The sequence below is a fragment of the Leptospira biflexa serovar Patoc strain 'Patoc 1 (Paris)' genome (assembly GCF_000017685.1).
Lineage (GTDB): Bacteria > Spirochaetota > Leptospiria > Leptospirales > Leptospiraceae > Leptospira_A > Leptospira_A biflexa.
The window spans coordinates 179,972-196,718 of the sequence record NC_010843.1; the positions used below are offsets into that span (position 1 = coordinate 179,972).

The window sequence follows — 16,747 nt, forward strand, 5'->3', positions numbered from 1 at the left end:
TGTTTGTTGTCTTACCCTTTAGACTTCCTTGACGGATCATAGTTGAGAATTGGTGATAACCAACGTTCTACTTCTGATTTTTCCATCTCTTTTAGCTTTGTATACGTATCCACTTGGTCTTCGTTGATTTTCCCAATGGCAAAATACCGTGCTTCAGGATGGGAAAAATAATACCCACTCACGCTGCTCGCCGGCCACATCGCACAAGATTCTGTGAGCTGGATGCCTGCGTTTTTTTCCACATCGAGTAGTTTCCAAATTTTACGTTTTTCGGTATGGTCAGGGCATGCTGGATACCCTGGTGCTGGGCGAATGCCACGATACTTCTCACGGATCAAATCTTCTGTGGTAAGTTGTTCGTCCTTTCCAAATCCCCAATCTTCACGCATTTTATGGTGCATGTATTCGGCAAATGCTTCCGCAAAACGGTCGGCAAGTGCCTTCACTAAAATGGAATTGTAATCGTCGTGTTTGACTTCATAGGTTTTTGCTAATTCTTCGATTCCATGCCCGGCAGTGACTGCAAAAAATCCGATATAATCGTTTTTGTTTTTTTCTTTCGGGGCAACAAAATCCGCCAAACTATAATTAGGTTGATTGGACATCTTTGTTGTCTGTTGGCGTAACATCGGATAAAATCCCAAGGATTTTGATTTGTTTTCATCCGAAAAAATTTCCACTGTTTCGCCATGAGAAACCGCAGGGAACATTCCAACGACAGCCCTTGGTTTGAGGTTTGGATTTTCCAACATCTGATTTAAAATCACCTGTGCGTCGTTGTATAAGGAAGTGGCTTCTTTTCCAATGATAGGATCTTTTAAGATTTGTGGGTATCTACCCTTTAATTCCCAAGCTAAAAAGAAAGGAGACCAATCGATAAAAGGAATCAAATCCTTTAAAGTCACGTCATCAAATACTTTTATCCCCGTAAAACTCGGCTTTGGCGGAGTATAGGAATCCCAATCGGCTTTGAATTTGTTTTGGATCGCATCTGCGATTGGTAGAATGTTTCGTTCGTTTTCTCTGGAATAAAACTCTTCACGAATTCGGGATTGTTCTTCCTTAACGGTTTTTGCGTATTCTTTTGTTGTTTGCGGATTGAGGACACTATTCATCACGTTCACAACACGAGATGCGTCCATCACATGTAATACAGGTTGCGAATATTTTTCTGCGATTTTCACTGCAGTGTGTGCAGGGGATGTGGTAGCTCCACCGATGAGGAGTGGCACTTTAAATTCCAATCGTTCCATCTCTTTTGCCACATACACCATTTCGTCAAGGGAAGGTGTGATGAGACCAGAAAGACCAATTGCCGCAACATTTTCTTTTTTGGCAGTTTCTAGGATTTTTTCACAAGGAACCATCACACCAAGATCAATCACCTCGTAGTTGTTACACGCAAGTACAACACCCACAATATTTTTCCCAATATCATGGACATCACCCTTTACGGTGGCAATGAGGAACTTGGCTTGTTTACTTTCGTCTTTTTGGTTCCGTTTCTCTTCTTCCATGTAAGGCATGAGGTAAGCGACTGCTTTTTTCATCACACGAGCACTTTTCACAACCTGTGGTAAAAACATTTTTCCAGCACCAAAGAGTTCCCCTACCACCTTCATACCATTCATGAGTGGTCCTTCGATGACATCGAGAGGTTTTGCCAAACTTTGGCGTGCTTCTTCCGTATCTTGTGTCACAAATTCGTCGATTCCTTTTACAAGGGCATGGGTAAGTCGCTCTTCAACGGTTCCACTTCGCCAAACATCATCCTTTTTTTGGACTTTGGCTTCTCCATGGAAACTTCCTGCGGCATCAATCAAACGTTCGGTGGCATCAGGCCTTCGATTGAGTAAAACATCTTCCACTAACTCAAGTAAGTCTTTGGGGATTTGTTCGTAAACTTCAAGCATACCTGCATTGACAATTGCCATATCCATTCCCGCTTGGATGGCATGGTATAAAAAGGCAGAGTGCATGGCTTCCCGAACAGGGTTATTGCCTCGGAAAGAAAAGGAAATATTACTGAGTCCACCTGATACTTTGGCACCTGGGCAAACTTTTTTGATCTCTCGTGTTGCTTCGATAAAATCAACAGCATAATTGTTATGTTCTTCAATACCAGTGGCAACAGTTAAGATATTGGGATCAAAAATTATATCGGTTGGGTCAAAATCCAATTTGGATACAAGTAAATCATAAGCGCGTTTACAAATCCTCACCTTCTCATCTCTCGTAGCGGCTTGGCCTTGTTCATCAAATGCCATGACAATCGCAGAAGCTCCAAACCTTTGGATGGTGCGTGCGTGGTTTAAAAATACTTCTTCCCCTTCTTTAAGGGAGATCGAATTGACAATTGGTTTTCCTTGGATGCATTTGAGGCCTGCCAGTAACACCGACCATTTGGAAGAATCGATCATAAACGGAACACGAGCAATGTCTGGTTCCCCTGAAATCAAATTCAAAAATTTGGTCATAGACGCTTCGCCATCGAGAAGCGCCTCATCAAAGTTAATGTCGATAATATTGGCACCAGCTTGCACTTGTTGTAAGGCAACCTGTACGGCTTCTTCAAAGTTTCCGTCTAAGATGAGTTTTTTGAACTTTGGAGATCCTGTGACGTTATTCCTTTCTCCTACGTTGATAAAACCTTGATCTTTGGTAAGTTTCAATGGTTCAAGGCCTGCAAAGGCACTGAGTTTCGGTTGTTCTCTGAGAGGACGAGGTTTGATCGAAGTCACTGCTTCTTTTGCCGCCTGGATATGGGCAGGTGTGGTCCCGCAACATCCACCGACAATGTTTAAAAAACCTGCCTCAGCAAAATTTTTCATCCAACCACCAAACTCATCTGGCGTTTGGTCGTAGCCACCAAAGGCATTGGGAAGACCAGCATTCGGGTAACAAGACACATAACAATCGGCCACTCGAGAGATTTCCTCGATATAAGGTCGCATCTCACCTGCACCTAACGCACAGTTGATTCCTACTGCAAGTGGTTTTGCATGTTTGATGGATATATAAAATGCCTCTCCCGTTTGACCAGACAAAGTCCTGCCAGATGCATCTGTAATCGTAACAGAAAGCACAACGGGGATACGAATCTTTCGTTCTTCAAATACTTTCTCTATGGCAAATATACATGCCTTTAAGTTCAACGTATCGATATTGGTTTCGGGTAATAACAAGTCAACTCCACCGTCGAGAAGTGCGGAAACTTGTTCATAAAAACAATCCACTAACTCATCAAAGGTGACCGCACGAAAGGCAGGGTTATTCACATCAGGAGAAAGGGATGCCGTTTTGACCGTTGGGCCAATGGATCCTGCAATGAATACTTCTGTTTTCCCCGTTTTTTCCTTATATTTGGCAACGGCGTTTTTGGCACATTGTACAGCCGCTAGATTCAAATCCCGAACGGCGGATTCCATTTTGTAGTCTGCTTGGGAGACAATATTCGAACTGAAGGTATTGGTTTCGATGATATCAGCACCAGCTTCCAAATACTCTAAGTGAACCGATTCGATGATGTCAGGCCTTGTGATGGCAAGTACATCGTTATTACCTTTGATCGAACAAGGCCAATCCTTAAAACGATCCCCGCGGAAATCATCCTCTTCTAACGAATGCCTTTGGATCATTGTACCCATAGCACCATCTAAAACTAAGATTCTTTCCGTGAGTAATTTTAAGAGAGTTTTGGAAGAAGGATTGGTATATTCAAATTTCATAATATTTCTGTGTATAATAGAGTTTGGTAGATTCAATTAAAAGTGGGTGATTACTTTCGTAAAACACCCACGGTTACATTATTTACTCGGATCGGAACATTTTGCACCTTTGAGAGGTGGTTTAGTCGTTACGATGACCGGGAATTTATTTGCTTCTTTTGCGTTCACTTCGATTGAAGGTTTGTGTTTTTCAGGGACATCATAGTCCGGGAAAATCGCATCAATCGGACATTCATATTGACAAGCATTACAATCAATACAAGTATCTGGATCGATGTACAATGTGTCTGGAGCTTCGTGAAAAGCTTCCACAGGACAAACTGCAGCACAACTTGTGTATTTACAATCAACGCAAATTTCAGTTACAACATACGCCATGAGAAACTCCTAATACCCCTTTTAGGTATCCTAAAAAGGGCAAAAATTTTAGTAGCGGTAGTGGTCCGGTTTGTATGGACCTTCTAATGGAACGCTGATGTAATCAGCTTGTTTTTGAGTGAGTTTTGTCAAACGAACACCCAACTGCTCCAAATGAAGTGCAGCTACCTTTTCATCCAAGTGTTTTGGAAGGCGGAACACACCCAACTCATATTTCGTAGTATAAAGTTCAATTTGAGCCAAAACTTGGTTTGTGAAGGAACTAGACATTACGAAAGATGGGTGGCCTGTTGCACAACCTAAGTTCACAAGTCTTCCTTCCGCAAGGACGATAATGGATTTACCATCAGGGAAAGTGTATTTGTCTACTTGAGGTTTGATTTCTTTTTTGATCACACCTTTCTCAGAATTCAAACGTGCCATTTGAATTTCTGTATCAAAGTGACCAATATTACAAAGGATGGCACCATCTTTCATCGCTTTCATGTGTTCAAGAGAGATGATATCATCGTTACCAGTTGCAGTCACAATGATGTCAGCGTTTTCAATCACATCTTCTACACGAAGTACTTGGTATCCTTCCATCACTGCTTGTAATGCACAAATTGGATCGATTTCTGTTACGATCACACGTGCACCAAAGTTACGAAGGGATGCTGCCGAACCTTTTCCGACGTCTCCGTATCCACAAACAAGTGCCACTTTTCCAGCAAGCATCACGTCTGTAGCACGTTTGATTCCATCAGCAAGGGATTCACGGCAACCATAAAGGTTATCAAATTTTGACTTTGTTACAGAGTCGTTCACATTGATTGCAGGGATTTTTAATGTTCCTGCTTTTAATTTTTTATGAAGTGCAATCACACCTGTAGTTGTTTCTTCCGAAACACCTTTGATGTCTGCAAGGAGTTGTGGGTATTTTTCATGGATGTAATGAGTTAGGTCATGTCCATCATCTAAGATCATGTTTGGACCTTTACCGCCATCAAAGAATAAAGTTTGTTCAATACACCACCAGTATTCTTCTTCTGTTTCCCCTTTCCATGCAAATACAGGGATTCCCGCTTTTGCAATTGCTGCTGCTGCATGGTCTTGTGTTGAAAAAATGTTACAAGAGGACCAACGAATGTCAGCACCTAATGCAGCCAAGGTTTCGATAAGAACCGCTGTTTGGATTGTCATGTGAAGAGATCCGCAAATTCTTGCACCTTTGAGTGGCTTAGTTGTTCCGAATTCTTTACGTAGTGCCATAAGACCTGGCATTTCTTTTTCTGCCAAAATGATTTCTTCTCTTCCCCATTCTGCAAGAGAGATATCCTTCACTTTGTATGGCAATCGTTCCGATTTTGTTTCAGTTGCTGTGGACATTTTGTCCTCCTTATTCCTTTGTTGCTTTGATTGTTAAAATTTTAAAACTTGAGTCAGTTTGGATTTCTCCAATGGTTTCTACACGAAACCCAGCATTGGATAACCAGGATTCAAATAATTCTGGTTCAAATCCAAGCCATAAGTCCGCAAAATTATCACGCATATATTCTGCATTATGTTTCCCTAAATCGACGATACAAAGTACGCCACCAGGTTTTAATACACGTGCAATTTCTTCGAGTACGGTTGGTGGGTGGGAAATATGGTGCATCACCATAGATGCAACTACCGCATCACAAGAGTTTGCCGAAAGAGGCAGATGTTCCATTGGCGTCTGGATGAGATCCACACTTGGATTTTTACCTAAATGGATGGACGCATTTTCAATCATACGAGAGGAGTTGTCAACACCCGTAACATGTTTGGCTTTGTTTAACAAAAAAGGGATGAGACCACCAGGCCCACACCCTAAATCTAAAATATTCTCGCAAGTAGGGAGTTCTTGTAAGATCCAAGACCGATAGAGTTTTGGATGTAAGGTTTCTTCCTGTAATTTTTCCCAACTCTCGGCCACACCGTCGAAAAAGGATTTGGATTTTTTCTCACGTGCCTCGAGGATTTGGTGGACCATCTTCTGGTCTCTTTCCCAAGATGGGAGGTCTTCTTTATATGATAACAAAAGTTTTGTGAGCTCCATTGGGAATTTTAAACCCATGGATTCTTCATCTGGTAAAAAACTATAAACCAAACTACCTTCCCGCCTAGAACCAATAAGTCCTGCTTCTGTTAGGATTTTCAAATGACGGGAGATGCGAGACTGGCCCATTCCTAAAATTTCTACCACTTCGTTCACCGAAAATGCCCCGAAACTCAGGATATGAAGGATCCGAATCCGTGTTTCATCAGAAATGGCTTTCGCTCCCGCAAGCAAAGGGGAAGAATTTCGATTGATGAGCAGGGTTTCAGTCGCCATATCTAAGATATCTACATATCAAGAAATCTTGATATGTAGATAAGAGCAAGCAAAATTTGACTGGATTCAGAAAATCACAGCCAGTTTGGAAGATCGTTTACGAGATTTTGAAGAAATTGATCTTTCTTTTTAGGGTTTCCGCTAAATTCGCAATCCCATTGGAAGTCGCCGTCATCTCTTCTAGGCCCGCCGCCGTCCCTTGGGTGAGGTCATTGATGCTGAAGATGGCCTGAGCCACCTCTCCGATGGCATTCTTTTGTTCTTCCATGGAAAGTCGGATCGCCTGACTGATTTGGTTCACCTTGTCCACCTCTTCCCCCACCTTTTGGTTGATGATGAGCTGTTCTTTGGTGCTTTTATCAATGGTGTCTGTCATGAGATTGAAGGAGCTCACACCTTGGATGATCCTTTGGATGAGAGAAATTGTGGTTTCAATTGTCTCTCGACCACTTTCAATTTCTTTTTCGTTTGCTTGGATGAGTTCTCCGATGTCCCCGATGGAGATCGCCGTTTTTTCGGCAAGTTTGCCAATTTCATCGGCAACCACAGCAAACCCTCGCCCATAGACGCCAGCACGAGCCGCTTCGATTGCAGCATTTAACGCAAGTAAGTTGATTTGTTCGGATATATTATTGATGATCTCAATCACACTTCCAATTTCTTCCGAACTATTACTAATTTTGGAAATGGAGTTACGCATCGAGTCCAGTGATGATTGGCCAAGTTTTGCTTCTTCCGAAATTTGAGTCACATCTTGTGAAGCTTTCCCAACTTGTTTTCCAGTCGCTTCAATCAAACTGGAAAGTTCTGCCATTTTTACTTTTAAAAAATCCACTTTGCGGAATTGGTCTTCGGCTTGGGCATCTACGTTTTGTACGGCAGCGGAGATCTCTTCGATGGATGCAGAAATTTCTTCGGCAGATGCCGCTTGTGTTTGTGCATTGGAAGACAATAAATTCAGTGATGCTGACATCTGTTCGGCGGATGAAGCTAAATCTTCCGAAAAAGCTTGGTTTGACCCAACCACTTCAATGATTTGTTTGAGTGTGGAATTTAAACCTAGGGAAAGGCGAGCAAATTCATCGGAAGATTCTAATTTCACCTTGGTTCGTAAATCACCTACTTCTACATTTTGAAGTACTTTACCAATGGTTTTCATTGGTCGAAATCTTGCGGAAAACAGAATGTAAATGGCAAGCGCAATCACAATCGAACCAATCAAACTAATGACGGTCAATCCTCTAAGGGAAGATAAACTCTCTACCTCGATTTCTTTGAGATCAATCGTGGAAAAAAATTGGATTCCATATTTAGAACTTACCTTTCTACGAAGTAAAAAAGTGGATCCTTCCCAAGGATTCCGAAAGGAATCTGTTTCTCCCGCATTCATTGCGAGGCGTTCAAATTCAGACCCTTTAAAACTATTCATTAGGTATTTGGGATTGGGGTGGTAAACCATTGTCGCTTCACGATCAAGTAAAAAGGAATACCCTGTGGACCCAATTTTGACATTTTTTAAGAAGGATTCCATCGCCTTTCCCACGAGGAATGGCATTCCTACAAAACCCACCACAGTCCCATTTGCATTTTTCACAGGGCTCGTGACCATGATCACGATTTGACCACTGATAGGAGATTTGACGGCAATCCCCACGCGAGGTTTCCCTTCTTTCGACGCTTTGATATTTTCTAAAACTTCTGGATTGGATTCTAATTTGAATCCAGTACTTGTACCACCTGGAAGCCCCGATGCGACGATTGGTGTCCCTTCTTCAAAATTGGCAATGAAGGCATTTTCCAAAAGGAGTTGGGTATCTTTGAATGATTTTTCCAATGCTGGAACTGCAAGTTTATAATTTTTTGTTTCTAATGCTTGTTTTACGGCAGGTAGAGTAGCAACTTCCTTTAGAGAATTCTCCACCGCTTCGAAGTAAACATTGATCCCCGCTTCATTACTTTGGTTAAAATTATACAATTGGTTGGAAAACGCTTTTTCCAAAGCTTTGGCGTTCACATTGAACGAATAAATCAGAAGGAAAATCGAAAGTACCATCACCATAAAAGAAAACATGATAGGCACAGTATTTCTTAAATTTCGATAATATGGTGTGATGCGTTCATTTAAATCGGATTGGAAAATATCATCATCTAAGATAATGTGCGAAGCTTTTTCCAAAAAAACAAAGGAGATGATGATATTGAGAAACGATGTGAGTAACAAAACACAGATAATATAAAATCCATCGGATTTACTCGTCTCCGGTAAATACAATACGGGAGTTAAAACGATAGGAATGGCGAGTGCCCACTGGGAAGCACCAACAGTGGCACCAAACACAGGCATTTTTGCAATGGTATCCCAAACTCGGGTGTAGGTTTCTGGATTTTTTTCTGTCTGGGATTCTAGTTCGAGTAACCCCTCTTTGATGATCTTTAGTTTTTTTGGAAAAATAAAACTAGGGAGTAACAAACTGATGAGAGCGGCAAGGACGGTCCCACCGAGAAAGGTTTTGATCTGCGTGGCGCTCAAATCGACATAAAATAAAATAAGGCTGATCCCAATCGGGACCACAACTCCCAAAGAAAAAACTTGGGAGGCGAGAAAAAAAGCGCGAGAATACCGTTTGTATAAATTCATTGAAACTTAGACTTGTACGCAGGGTAAATTCGTTCCACGGTATGGCAAGGTTTTATGGAATTCCCCGAAGATTTCTAAAAAGAGAGTTTGAGTCCTAGGTTTGCCGAATAGAGGTCTTTTCCACCATACAATCCCTCGGCGATGACCTTTAGCATAAATAAATCCAATTCCAAACCAACAATCCCATACCCAATCCCTCGTTTAGAATTGGATTCCCCACTGGCCCGAAACCCAAGGGTCGCATTGGGATTTTGTGCGAGTAATTCTTTATCGAGGACAGCTTGGTATTCTCTCGGAAGTTCGATCGGAAAAGCATCGTTTGCAGAGATGATAAATGGCCCGCGCCTAGAAAGAGAAGCTGTGTTATGGCCAGAGTTCCAACTGTATCCACCACCAACAATTAAGTTTGCTACCCAAAAAAGACCAATCCCAGTGCGTAAGTCAACATTGGTGGTTTGGACTTTGGTATTAAAAAGAAAATTGGTATCTCCACCCCATTTCCCTTTGACCCCTTGGAACTCTACTTGTGCGGCCTTTCCTTCTAAATAACTGAGGCTCATATTTTGTTCCATGACATGATGCCCCACGCCCACATTGAGCCCATTCCATGTGATGAGGTTCATTAAAAAACCTTCTTTCTCCATGAGTTGGTAACGTAACATCCCACCATACGAACGTACGTCGATCCTTCCCTCATAATTTTTGTTATTCGAGGCGGCTTGGATTTGGTCTTCTGTGACCGCTACATTCATCCCATGTAAAAATATTCCGATCCTTCGGATGTACCCACCTTCTTCCGTGCCTAGTAACCAACCAGGATTGATGTCCAAATGAAAGGATGGAATGACTGCTCCTCCCACATTCGGGAGTTTTGGGTATTTGATTAAATCATCTTGGATTTGGATGTCGTCTTTTTTATAACCAGCAGCGGATGCACTGACACCCACTTGGATACGGCGGACAGTACCTGTTCCAATATTACTGGCACCAACATTGGCTAAAAACCCAGCTTCTAAATTTGTTTTTAAGACTTCGTTTAAATATCCAGTTTCAAATTTTTTGAGTGTGGCATTACCCGTCTCTGTAAGAGGTGAAGGTAAAAAACTACAAGCAGAACCTTCACAAGTGAATTGGGCGTAGAGTTCATTTTGTGTGAACGATGTGACCAAAACCACGGCAAGGAAAACGATTCTAAATTTCATATAGATCCTTTATTCTCTACTCTCAATCAACAATTGGAAAGTAATTTTCTCTCTCAAACAGTGACTTCCTTTGGTTTTTTTGCCGTACTAATCCAAAAAACTCCAGTGAGAACAAATAAAGTACCTATGCTATGTACGATGGTGATCGGTTCATCCAAAAACACATATGCCAAAAATAAAGTCGACATTGGTCCAATCGATCCAACGATCGCAGCGGTTTTACTACCGACTCGTTTGATCCCTTCGGATACAAGTACGGCAGGAACCACAGTGTTCACGGTTCCCATCACAAATGCCAAAAGATAAAATGACATCGGTTGAATGAGTTCCTTGTAAGTTCCGAATATAAAAAAATGAAGGAATACAACTATAGATGAGATGATAAGTGCCCAAGCTGTAAATCTTTTGGCACCTAACTTTGGCACGATGGAACCACTTCCCATAAGATAAATTGCATATGTCAAAGCTGATAATAAGATGAAAAAAGCACCGAGGCTGACATCTTTCGGTGAACCCAACTGAACATCCTGACCATACGCTAAAAACACACCTGTGTATGTTAAGATGAGAGAAAAAATTTCCCGCATGTGGATTTTCTTTTTTAAAAAGAAAAAGGATAATAAAACTACTAGAGTCGGATAAATGAATAAAATGATACGTTCTAGGCCAGCACTGATGTATTTGAGACCAACAAAATCAAATAAACTGGCAAGATAGTAACCAACCACTCCCATGAGGAGGACATTCCAATAGTCTTTTTTAGTTAGGTTTGGTTTTTCGGTTTCCTTTTCCGCTGACCACGCCATCCAAACTAAAAATGGGAAGGCAAACAACATTCGAAAGAATAAGGAGCCAATGGCAGAAATTTCATACCGATAGGTTAATTTGACAACGACTGCTTTGGCGCTAAATAGTAAGGCTCCCGTCAAAACAAACGCGATCCCTTTCCATTCCACATGAGAATTTTCTTTCACAAATCCATCCTGGAAATCCACAAAAATCCCGATAGTTTTATTGGATGATTCGCTATTTGGTTTTTTTCATTTTTCTATTGGGAAGTGTTTCCCTTGTTTCCGATCCCAGTCATGAACTATCCAAACCTATGTTACGTGTTTTCCCAACCTTTCGACCAGAAGAATGTGAAGATTGGGCGATTTTGCCCTTTGTCTGTAAACGTTGTTTATGGGAAGGCAAACGATATGCCCAAGAAATTCGATTTTTTGAAGATGGTCCTTATAGGACTCACGGCTGTTATACGGAAAAAAAGGGATTTGAAGTTTTAAAGGAAAATGAGTAAACCGGGAATCGAAACTCCCGGTTTATGAAAGTGAATTATTTTTTTACACAGCCCATAATGCCAGCGATTCCTGGAGCATTTTTTAAGCAGTTAGGATCAAATTTTCCTTCCATACATTGGTCGATCATTTTTTGTTTGCCTTGTTGTAAACCTGCAAGAACGGGAGCTGCTGCTGGGTTCTTTTTAGCTTCTTCTTCAATTTGAGTGAAAGTACTTGCAAGCGCAGATTCACACTCTTCTTGGGTATAGACTTTGGATTTACAATTCGCCAAAAATAGCCCGAGAGCGAGCGCAAGGATAAGAGATTTTTTCATGAAAAACTCCGATGAAATAGATTTCCTGATAGTTTCTTTTTTACAAAGGGATTTGAAAACAAAAAAATGATCCATCACATTGCCATAGGAACGCCCAATCCAGAGCCTTTAGCGGCCTTTTACCTTCAAATTCCAGGGGCCAAACTCTTAAAACGACATCATTTTGATTCAGGAGAGGTTCGATCAGTTTGGATCCAATTGGGACCTATCATTTTGATGTTGGAATCAGGGGAACAGGAATCTCCTAAAAATTTAGTTTTTTCGCTCAATCCTTCCAACCAAAACGAATGGAGGGAGTTTTTTAAATCGATTCAAGTCACTTCGCGTACAGATTTTACAATGTATTTTCAAGATCCAGATGGGAATAGTCTTGGCTTAAGCTCCTACCCACAAAAACTTCCTCATTCTTTAGAAATGAGTTGAGAAAACAATTCTAAAAAAGTATGGTAACCATCACTTAAGGAAATTTTTTTAACAAATGAACATCAAACAAAAGTTAGCTCTTGGATCTTCGGTGATCACCTTATTATCACTAGGAGTCATCCTAACTCTGATTTCTTATGTCATATATAAAAATGCGAAAGAAGATGCACTGGAAAAAATATCGATCCTCGCAGACAAAATTTCCCTCGATGTAGGTACATATTTATCAGCACCTTTGAACGAAGCCTTTCTTCTGAAACAAATTTTACAAGAACCAAATCTATTAGATAGAGAAAGAGTTTTTAAAACCCTCACCATCATGTCAAATTCCAATGAATCAATTCTTGGGACATATGTTGTTTTTGAACCCAATGCCTTTGATGGGAAAGATGCTAACTTCCGTAATACGAAGTATCATGACCAAACAGGAAGATTCATCCCCTATGCTGTGAAATCAAACGGAAAGATCATCATTGAACCCGTTGTGGGTTATGAATTGCCTGAGTCCGATTTCTACCAACTACCCAAAAAAAATAAAAAAGTAGAATTGATTCCTCCTTTTGATTACAAAGTAGATGGGACGGATGTGACAATGATTTCACTTGTATATCCCGTGATCCAAAACCAAAAATTTATCGGCATAGCGGGAGCCGATTTATCCTTATCAACGATCCGTGCCTATTTACAAAACTTAAAAATTTTGGAAGGGAGTGTCAAAATCACCCTCGTAGCAAGCAATGGTTATGTACTTTTCAATGGACTGAATCCCGAATCCAAAAACATCCAATGGGTTGATAAAGAAGATACATATGTCAACCTTGCGATGTCCTCCAAACAAAAACAAAATTATGTAGATTCCGATTATTTTCATGTAAGCCTCCCCATTTCACTCGTTGAAAACACGGCACCTTGGACACTTAGAATTTCATATCCTCAAGAAAAAATCACAAACGAAATCCAATTTATCTTTTGGATAGCACTTGGACTTGGATTTACAGGGATTTTATTTTCAACTCTAGCCAATATCATCATCTTTAGAAAGTTAGTGGATAGTAGACTTCAAAATTTAATTTCTTATGCAAAAGAAGCAGCAAGTGGAAATTTGTTAAAAGAAATTAACGATACCAAAAAAGATGAAATAGGAAATCTGGTTGAAGCCATCATCGCCATGGTGACAAACATTCGTCATATTCTAAGTGTAGCCCAAAGTTCTGGAAATGAATTAAAAGACAGTTCCTTACTCATGGAAAATACAATCCTTGAACTTTCTGATTTAGCACAAAGCCAAGCGGCCTCATCGGAAGAAGCAAGTGCGACTGTGGAAGAACTCAACGCATCTTCTGAAACCATCAATGCAAATGTGGAACAAGCAGTTTCAAATTCAAAATCCATCCATTCCTCTCTTTTAGAGATTCAAAAGCTTGTCCAAAATATCACGAGTGAAGTGGAAAACTTTGGTCAAATTGCAAAAGGAGCCAACCTCAAGGCAGAAGAAGGGAGAACTATGGCAAGTCTGACCTCAAAAGCCATTGAAGAGATCCAAGATAAATCAGTCTCGATTACAGAGTTTTCAGATGTTATTTCCAATATATCAGAAAAGACCAGCTTACTCGCATTAAATGCTGCCATCGAAGCAGCAAGGGCAGGCGAATCTGGCCGAGGGTTTGCTGTTGTGGCAGAAGAGATATCCAAACTCGCATCGCAAGCCGCATCCTCCGTTTCCCAAATCAACTCTCTATCAGAAGAAGCCTTGGAATCCATTCAAAATGGAGGGAACCAAGTCTCAAAACTCATTGCACTCCTGCAAGACATCATCAAAGAAGTCTCTGTTATCTTTGAAAAAGCATCCGACATTGTCCCCCTCATCCAAGACCAAAAAACAAGAACCGATCAAATTTATGTCGAAATTGAAGAGATCACTTCACTTGTAGAATCCATCCAACAATCCACAGAAGAACAAAAAAGAGCCACTTCGGAACTTTCCAATATGACAATCAATATCTCGAATGGATCACAAATTTTATCTGACCAATCTGAAACCATGTCAGGAAATTCTCTTCGCATGACAGGGATTAGTGCAAAGATCTCCGAAATTTTACAAAAATTCAATTTATAGGGATCCTGTTTATGTCGATTAAAAAGAAAATTATATTCAATTCACTAGCTGTGATATCCGTCATCATCGCAGGAATTCTCATCGTACTTTCTATGGTAGTCAGGTCTACCCTTCTCCACAATTTGGAAGAAGACACAACTTACATTTCATCCAAAATTATCAGTGATATTTCCCATACCCTCAAATCACCCTTGAACAAAACCTTTGCCTTTCGAAAATCTTATGAAAACAGAAACCTCACCTCAAGGGCAGAATCCATACAATACTTAAAGGCTCTCATCAAGGAAAAAGACATCGCTTTTGCGACCTATTGTGCTTTTGAACCCAATGCTTTTGATGGCAAGGATGCTTCCTATCGAAATACGCCGAATCATGATGGATCAGGGAGATTCATTCCCTATGTCTTCCGTGATGGGGACAAAATTTTTACCGAAGCACTCAAAGATCTAGATGATCCCATCCAAGGTGAATTTTACCAAAAACCAAAAGCAACTTTGAATACGAGCATTACCTCACCTTATATCTATAAAGCGGGGAATTCGGAAATTTTCATTGTTTCCATCATGGAACCAATCTTACGTGATGGAAAATTCATCGGAATCTCCGGGATTGACATTAGTCTAACTACGATTAAATCCTATTTGGATTCACTTAAATTTGCTGATGGGGAAGGCAAAATCACTCTCATCTCTGACAACCATTTGGTTTTGTATGACGGTTTCACACAACTTTCTGAGGGTTTGGATTTTCGATCCGCGGCGGATCCCCATTTTTATGATCGAATCAAAAATAAAGACACAAGTATTTATGAATTTAATGATTACTTCCATGTCGCAGTACCCATAACCATCATTGAAAAAAACAATCCATGGTTTGCCCGTATCTCGGTTCCAAAATCACAAATCCAATCCACTCTCAATTCGATTATTTTGATAACCATTGGTTTAGGCATCGTTGGAGTTGCACTTTCAATTCTATCCATCTATTACAGTTTCCAAAGATTAGTCGATCGACGGATCCAATCAATCAATTCCTCAACGGAGAAAGTTGCTTCTGGGGACTTACGGCAACTCATCAAAATTGACCAAATAGATGAGTTAGGAAGTATCATGGTTTCTTTAAATCAGATGATCGAACATTTGAGAAAACTAATTCGTATTGCCCAAAAATCTTCTGGGAATATCAGCGAAACCACAGGAAAAATACAAAACACAATCACAGAGCTCACCGATTTAGCGCAAAACCAAGCAGCATCCTCCGAAGAAGCAAGTGCCACCGTTGAAGAACTCAATGCTTCCTCTGAAACGATCCACAGTAATGTACTCAGTGCCGTAGAAAACACTGAAACCATACATCAGTCGTTAGGTGATATTCAAAACTTAATGAAAAAAATTCTAGAAAAAGTAAATACTTTTGGGGAAATTTCAGTTAGAGCGAACAAAAATGCGGAGGAAGGCCGTAGCATGGCAAAAGAGACTTCACTTGCCATCCGAGAAATCCAAGAAAAATCCAAAACCATCACTGCTTTTTCGAATGTAATCTCTGATATCGCCAAACGAACCGGCTTACTCGCATTAAACGCGGCGATCGAAGCTGCAAGAGCAGGTGAATCTGGAAAGGGATTTGCCGTGGTAGCAGAAGAGATCACAAAACTAGCAAGCCAATCAGCAGAATCAGTCTCACAGATCAATACCCTATCCCAAGAAGCATTGGATTCCATAGAACGAGGGAACCAACAAGTGGAACGATTGGTTGAGGTTTTGAAAAAAATTACAGATGAAGTATCCCTGATCTTTTTATCTTCCAATGAAATTGGTCCCTTAATCGAAGACCAAAGTTCTCGCACTGAGAGTATCTATACCGAAGTGGTGGAGATCACAGAACAAGTGAAGTCCATCCAACTATCCACAGAAGAACAACAAAGGGCAACGAACGAACTTGCAAACATGACCATCAATATTTCCAATGGTTCGCAAGTTTTGTCTGACCAGTCCTCTTCGATGGCAGAAAATGCAGAACGATTAGGACAAGTGATCAATACTTTGGATGAATTGCTGAAGACCTTTCGCATTGAAAAGGATATAGATTTAGAAAGTTAAGTGTGAAAAGAAGAAGTACTTTCCAAGCGACTGCGAAACGCCCGAAGGAGACCACCCATTCGGAACTTGGAAAGACTGTGTCTGGTCGGTTTTGCAACAAAGCCCAGGCGTTATTGCCCAGCCACCTCGCGGGTCAAAAATCTTTTGTTGTAACAACTACTATCCAAATGGACCACCTCCTTTGCTCATACCTTAGCTAGACCTTTTCTAG

The 16,747-nt window shown here is 40.7% G+C and carries 12 protein-coding genes; 4 read left to right on the plus strand and 8 right to left on the minus strand.

Translation table 11 applies throughout. The annotated features are described in order from the left end of the window. Positions 1-11 precede the first annotated feature (11 nt). The 7 genes from metH to LEPBI_RS17990 all read right to left on the minus strand — a co-directional run bounded on the left by metH (position 12) and on the right by LEPBI_RS17990 (position 11,261). On the minus strand, positions 12-3,728 hold the full coding sequence (metH, locus tag LEPBI_RS17960; protein ID WP_012476845.1) for a methionine synthase: 3,717 nt from the start codon (positions 3,726-3,728) through the stop codon (positions 12-14). Positions 3,729-3,806: 78 nt separating this feature from the next. After that, positions 3,807-4,106: a ferredoxin family protein gene (locus tag LEPBI_RS17965; RefSeq protein ID WP_002980754.1), complete on the minus strand. Its 300-nt coding sequence runs from the start codon at positions 4,104-4,106 to the stop codon at positions 3,807-3,809. Positions 4,107-4,154: 48 nt separating this feature from the next. Next, the gene (ahcY, locus tag LEPBI_RS17970) at positions 4,155-5,474 is read right to left on the minus strand and encodes an adenosylhomocysteinase (protein WP_012476655.1); all 1,320 of its coding nucleotides are present in this window, start codon (positions 5,472-5,474) and stop codon (positions 4,155-4,157) included. A 10-nt stretch (positions 5,475-5,484) separates the two neighbouring features. After that, positions 5,485-6,447 (minus strand): ArsR/SmtB family transcription factor, encoded by a 963-nt coding sequence (locus LEPBI_RS17975; protein WP_012476656.1) that lies wholly within the window; start codon positions 6,445-6,447, stop codon positions 5,485-5,487. Between the two features lie 97 nt (positions 6,448-6,544). Next, positions 6,545-9,085 carry a methyl-accepting chemotaxis protein gene (locus LEPBI_RS17980; RefSeq protein ID WP_012476657.1) on the minus strand — a complete coding sequence of 847 codons (2,541 nt, stop codon included), beginning with the start codon at positions 9,083-9,085 and terminating at the stop codon, positions 6,545-6,547. 74 nt (positions 9,086-9,159) lie between these two features. Further along, positions 9,160-10,287 (minus strand): Lsa36 family surface (lipo)protein, encoded by a 1,128-nt coding sequence (locus LEPBI_RS17985; protein WP_012476658.1) that lies wholly within the window; start codon positions 10,285-10,287, stop codon positions 9,160-9,162. A gap of 53 nt (positions 10,288-10,340) precedes the next feature. Then, entirely contained in the window at positions 10,341-11,261 is a 921-nt protein-coding gene (locus tag LEPBI_RS17990) for a DMT family transporter (protein WP_012476846.1), read from the minus strand. Positions 11,262-11,305: 44 nt separating this feature from the next. Here LEPBI_RS17990 and LEPBI_RS17995 point away from each other — a divergent pair, with 44 nt between their 5' ends. Next, complete coding sequence (locus LEPBI_RS17995) at positions 11,306-11,584, plus strand: hypothetical protein (RefSeq protein WP_012476660.1); 279 nt, start codon at positions 11,306-11,308, stop codon at positions 11,582-11,584. Between the two features lie 35 nt (positions 11,585-11,619). Here LEPBI_RS17995 and LEPBI_RS18000 read toward each other — a convergent pair whose 3' ends face one another. Continuing rightward, a complete protein-coding gene (locus tag LEPBI_RS18000; protein WP_012476661.1) occupies positions 11,620-11,898 on the minus strand; it encodes a TIGR04454 family lipoprotein in 279 nt (92 codons plus the stop codon). Positions 11,899-11,964: 66 nt separating this feature from the next. Between LEPBI_RS18000 and LEPBI_RS18005 the strand changes: the two genes are divergently transcribed. From LEPBI_RS18005 to LEPBI_RS18015, 3 genes are read left to right on the plus strand one after another with little or no spacing between them, the layout of a single operon-like run. After that, positions 11,965-12,321, plus strand: coding sequence for a VOC family protein (locus tag LEPBI_RS18005; RefSeq protein WP_012476662.1), 357 nt, complete (start codon positions 11,965-11,967; stop codon positions 12,319-12,321). Positions 12,322-12,376: 55 nt separating this feature from the next. Then, positions 12,377-14,437 carry a methyl-accepting chemotaxis protein gene (locus LEPBI_RS18010; RefSeq protein ID WP_012476663.1) on the plus strand — a complete coding sequence of 687 codons (2,061 nt, stop codon included), beginning with the start codon at positions 12,377-12,379 and terminating at the stop codon, positions 14,435-14,437. An 11-nt stretch (positions 14,438-14,448) separates the two neighbouring features. Then, on the plus strand, positions 14,449-16,536 hold the full coding sequence (locus LEPBI_RS18015; RefSeq protein ID WP_012476664.1) for a methyl-accepting chemotaxis protein: 2,088 nt from the start codon (positions 14,449-14,451) through the stop codon (positions 16,534-16,536). Positions 16,537-16,747 lie beyond the last annotated feature (211 nt).

Excerpts from the sequence above, each read along its gene's own strand:
- LEPBI_RS17980 (WP_012476657.1), bottom strand. The coding sequence starts at position 9,085 with ATGAATTTATACAAACGGTATTCTCGCGCTTTTTTTCTCGCCTCCCAA.
- LEPBI_RS17975 (WP_012476656.1), bottom strand. The coding sequence starts at position 6,447 with ATGGCGACTGAAACCCTGCTCATCAATCGAAATTCTTCCCCTTTGCTT.
- ahcY (WP_012476655.1), bottom strand. The coding sequence starts at position 5,474 with ATGTCCACAGCAACTGAAACAAAATCGGAACGATTGCCATACAAAGTG.
- LEPBI_RS18000 (WP_012476661.1), bottom strand. The coding sequence starts at position 11,898 with ATGAAAAAATCTCTTATCCTTGCGCTCGCTCTCGGGCTATTTTTGGCG.
- LEPBI_RS18015 (WP_012476664.1), top strand. The coding sequence starts at position 14,449 with ATGTCGATTAAAAAGAAAATTATATTCAATTCACTAGCTGTGATATCC.
- metH (WP_012476845.1), bottom strand. The coding sequence starts at position 3,728 with ATGAAATTTGAATATACCAATCCTTCTTCCAAAACTCTCTTAAAATTA.
- LEPBI_RS18010 (WP_012476663.1), top strand. The coding sequence starts at position 12,377 with ATGAACATCAAACAAAAGTTAGCTCTTGGATCTTCGGTGATCACCTTA.
- LEPBI_RS18005 (WP_012476662.1), top strand. The coding sequence starts at position 11,965 with ATGATCCATCACATTGCCATAGGAACGCCCAATCCAGAGCCTTTAGCG.
- LEPBI_RS17985 (WP_012476658.1), bottom strand. The coding sequence starts at position 10,287 with ATGAAATTTAGAATCGTTTTCCTTGCCGTGGTTTTGGTCACATCGTTC.
- LEPBI_RS17995 (WP_012476660.1), top strand. The coding sequence starts at position 11,306 with ATGATTCGCTATTTGGTTTTTTTCATTTTTCTATTGGGAAGTGTTTCC.
- LEPBI_RS17965 (WP_002980754.1), bottom strand. The coding sequence starts at position 4,106 with ATGGCGTATGTTGTAACTGAAATTTGCGTTGATTGTAAATACACAAGT.